4 protein-coding genes are annotated in these 3,305 nt (G+C 72.7%); all 4 read right to left on the minus strand.

Annotated elements, in window-relative coordinates:
• On the minus strand, positions 1-281 hold a 281-nt coding region (locus tag ACFQ4H_RS34610; protein ID WP_377579473.1), incomplete at its 3' end, for a hypothetical protein.
• 111 nt (positions 282-392) lie between these two features.
• Complete coding sequence (locus ACFQ4H_RS34615) at positions 393-2,186, minus strand: VirB4 family type IV secretion system protein (protein WP_377579475.1); 1,794 nt, start codon at positions 2,184-2,186, stop codon at positions 393-395.
• On the minus strand, positions 2,183-3,109 hold the full coding sequence (locus ACFQ4H_RS34620) for a PrgI family protein (RefSeq protein WP_377579477.1): 927 nt from the start codon (positions 3,107-3,109) through the stop codon (positions 2,183-2,185). Before ACFQ4H_RS34620 ends, ACFQ4H_RS34615 begins: the two co-directional genes overlap by 4 nt.
• A gap of 6 nt (positions 3,110-3,115) precedes the next feature.
• The coding region (locus ACFQ4H_RS34625) for a hypothetical protein (RefSeq protein ID WP_377579479.1) at positions 3,116-3,305 on the minus strand (190 nt) is incomplete at its 5' end.

The following is a 3,305-nucleotide window of genomic DNA, read 5'->3' on the forward strand; positions in this document are numbered from 1 at the left end:
CGGCGCGGCGCAGGCAGCACAGTGGCGAGCAGCCGCCACAGGCCAATCGTCGCGGCCGGAGTGGCGGTCACCGGCGGGGTAATCTGCAGCCACCGCGCTCCGGTGGCGTGCCGCCGCCAGACGTGCCGCCGCCACCGCTGCCACCCGATCCGCACAGCGACGAGTGCCGTCAGGGCGGCGAGGAGCAGCGGCCACCGGTCGCGGACGAGACGCCACACGGCGTCGGTGGCGTCATCGCCCCAAGAGCCGCACAGCAGCTCGCCCACAACCGAGTCGGGCACGCCGCCCTGACCAGGCACGCACCCGACAGGCTCCGGAGGCGGCGAGGGCGGGAATGGGGACAGGACAGGGACGGGAACCATTGGGGACTCCGATCGACGGGAGGAAGAGGCTCAGCGGCGACGGGCAGGCGGGCCGGTGACCGGGCCGGTGACGATCAGCTCGTGCTCTTCGGCGGAGGCGTGGCTGCGGAAGGCCACCCGGGCTGATCCCGCCGCGAGGAGCGCGTCTCCGCGCTGGCAGGACAGCAGGAACGCCCGCTCGCCATCGGTCAGCCCGAACGCATCCGCTACGGCGTCGATCGCCTGCGGTGCCTGCCGCAGCAACACCTGCGTGGCCGCGTTGGAGACGACGGCGCGGCCGGTCTTGGTGGCGAGCACGTCAGCGGCGTCCTGAGTCACGACGGTCAAGCCCGCGCCGTACTTGCGCGCCGACTTGGCCAGGGTCTCCAGGAACACGCCGCCGCGACCGCCAGACAGCAGCTTCCACGCCTCGTCCACCAGCACCATCCGCAGCACGTCCGGGCGAGCGCCGGAGGCGGTCGCGCCGCGTATGGTGCGCCAGATCGTGTCCAGGGTGAGCAGCGTGCCGACCGGATGAAGTTGCTCGGGCAGGTCCTTGATGGCGAACACCACGAGGTGCCCCTGCGCGGCGGTGGTAGTCGGCCCGTCGAACAGGCCCTTCATGCTGCCGGCCACGTAGGGGTGCAGGCGGGCGGCGACTCGGCGGCCAGCGGCGTCGGTGTCCTCCAAGGCTGCCATCACGTCGGCCAGCAGCGGCGCCGGTCGCCTCCAGGTGCGCGGGTCGGTGGTGATGCCCTTGGCCCGGTAGGCGGCCAGCACCGCCACATCGAGGGAGCGGGCCTCGTCGCCGGGCAGGGGTGCGCTGACTGCGGTGTCGCCGCTGGCCATGACCGCGACCAGGGTCTGCATGAACCGTGCCCGTTCGGCCAACGCGTCGTCGTCACCGGGTGGCAGGTCGAGAGGGTTGATCTTCACACCGGCCGCGCCGAGGCGGATGACCGTGCCGCCGACCGCATCAGCCAGCCGCAGGTACTCGTCTTCGGGATCGATGACAAACGCCTCCACCCCGAGGCACAGGTTGCGCAACAGGTCGAGCTTGGCCAGGTACGACTTCCCTTCCCCGGATCGGGCGAGGATGACCGCGTTGTAGTTGGACTGCGCCCACCGGTCCCAGACGACGACCCCGGCCGAGTGCAGGTTGAGCCCGAACAGCACGCCCATGCCGCTGTCCCCGGCGGTGTCGGGCAGATCGGGGCTGGTGAACGGAAAGGCTGCGGCGAGGGCATCGGTGTCGAAGACCCGCTTCATCCCAAGCGCGTCGAACGCCAGCGGCAGACCGCTGATCCAGCCCTGCAACTGCCGCCACGTCACCGGCGCGGTGTTGAGCAGCAGCGAAGAGGCCAGGGACCGCACCTCGGCCACCCGGTCAGCGAGATCGGCAGGACTGGTGCCGTGCACCGTCAGATACAGGCCGAGCCGAAACAACCTCGCCTCACCTCGCGCGACACGGACGGCCAACTCTGCCGCGTCAGCTGCGGCGGCGTCGAGTTCGGGATCGTCCAGGCGGCCCTTGGCCGCGTCCTGCCGGCGAGAGGACTCAAACCGGCCCCGCTGCTTACGCAACCGCTCGGACGCCACCGCCGGCGGGACCGGCTCGATGTGAAAGGCGGCATCGACCAAGCCCGGGTAGGACAGGATCGGCTCGGCCCACCCCGGCCCGACCTCCGCCGGATAGCCGACAACGGCCAGCGTCGCGCTGTAGCCGTCCCCGACCCGCACGAACCGGCCGTCGACCTCAACGGCATCCGGCGACCCGGGCAGGATCGCAGCCGGCTCGGACACGGCACCCCGCCGCGTCGGCAGCAGCTCGGAGAACAGGCTCACAGGTCCTCACCTCCGACAGATGTGGCGTAGGGCGTGAAGTTCGGGGCAGTGGGGTCGAGGCTGGCCGCCATCCGCACCGCCGCGTCCGGCCCGTCCAGCACGCGGGCGGGAACCTCACAGCCGCCGAGCGCGCGAACCACCTCGGCCGCGTGGTGCGCGGCGTGGTGCGCGCCGTGCCGACTCCGCACGGCGACGGTGACCTGCCGGTGCAGCAGCTCGCGCTGCCCGGCCAGGTCATCGAGGAACGCCACGTGCGCGCGAGCTGCCTCCTCCAACGCCGGATGCGGCAGCCCCGGCGCGGCGGCGAGGAACCGGTCGGCGAGGGACGTCAGGTCCACCCGCTGCGCCCGCACCACGATCTGCGCCGGCCCGTCCAGGCTGTGCAGCCACCGCGCGAACCCCGCCACCAAACCGTTCTGCTCGCCCGAGGTACGCAGCCCGAACGCCACCGTCGACGCAGCCACGAGGCCCGTCGTGCCGTCCGACCCGAGATCGATCAACCCGTCGCCGGTGATACCTCGCGCGGGCAGCCGCAGCGGTGCGGGCAGCGGTAGCCGGTCACCCGGCCCGGCGGTAGTGGAGACCCACGCCGGAGCCGGGATGACCGGTCCCTCGGCCGGCACGAGCCGGCGAGGGCTACGGCGATGCCGCAGCGCCGCGAGGACCCAAGCGTCGAGCGGGATGCCGTCACGGCGTCCGACCGCGAGCAGGAACGCCCCAGCGGCGATCGGCGTCGCCGCCACGAGGAACACCAGCGGATGCACGAGCGTCGCCACCGCCGTCCACGCCGCGTAGAGCAGCAGACCCATGACAGCCAGGATCACCAACTGCCGACCGGATAGACCGAACGCGATCCTGTCCGGCCGCTCGATGTCTGCGGGCACCCGAGCCCGCATCGGAGCCTCGTCGTTGCGGCGGCTCATCGCTGATCACTCCTCGGCTTCGATGACGGACGCCGCACCGGAGCGGACGACCGAGCGGGCGGCGGGGACGGGGACGGGCCGGAACGGACGGCGGTCGGACCCATCGAGGTCGCACCGGACGCCGGGGACGGCCTCACCGACGGGGACGGGCTCGGCGGCGGGGTCGGGGCCGCTGACCGCCGATCGTCCCGGGGCG

Origin of the sequence: Micromonospora sonneratiae (assembly GCF_042679305.1) — a bacterium.
Classification (GTDB): Bacteria; Actinomycetota; Actinomycetes; order Mycobacteriales; family Micromonosporaceae; genus Micromonospora_H; species Micromonospora_H sonneratiae.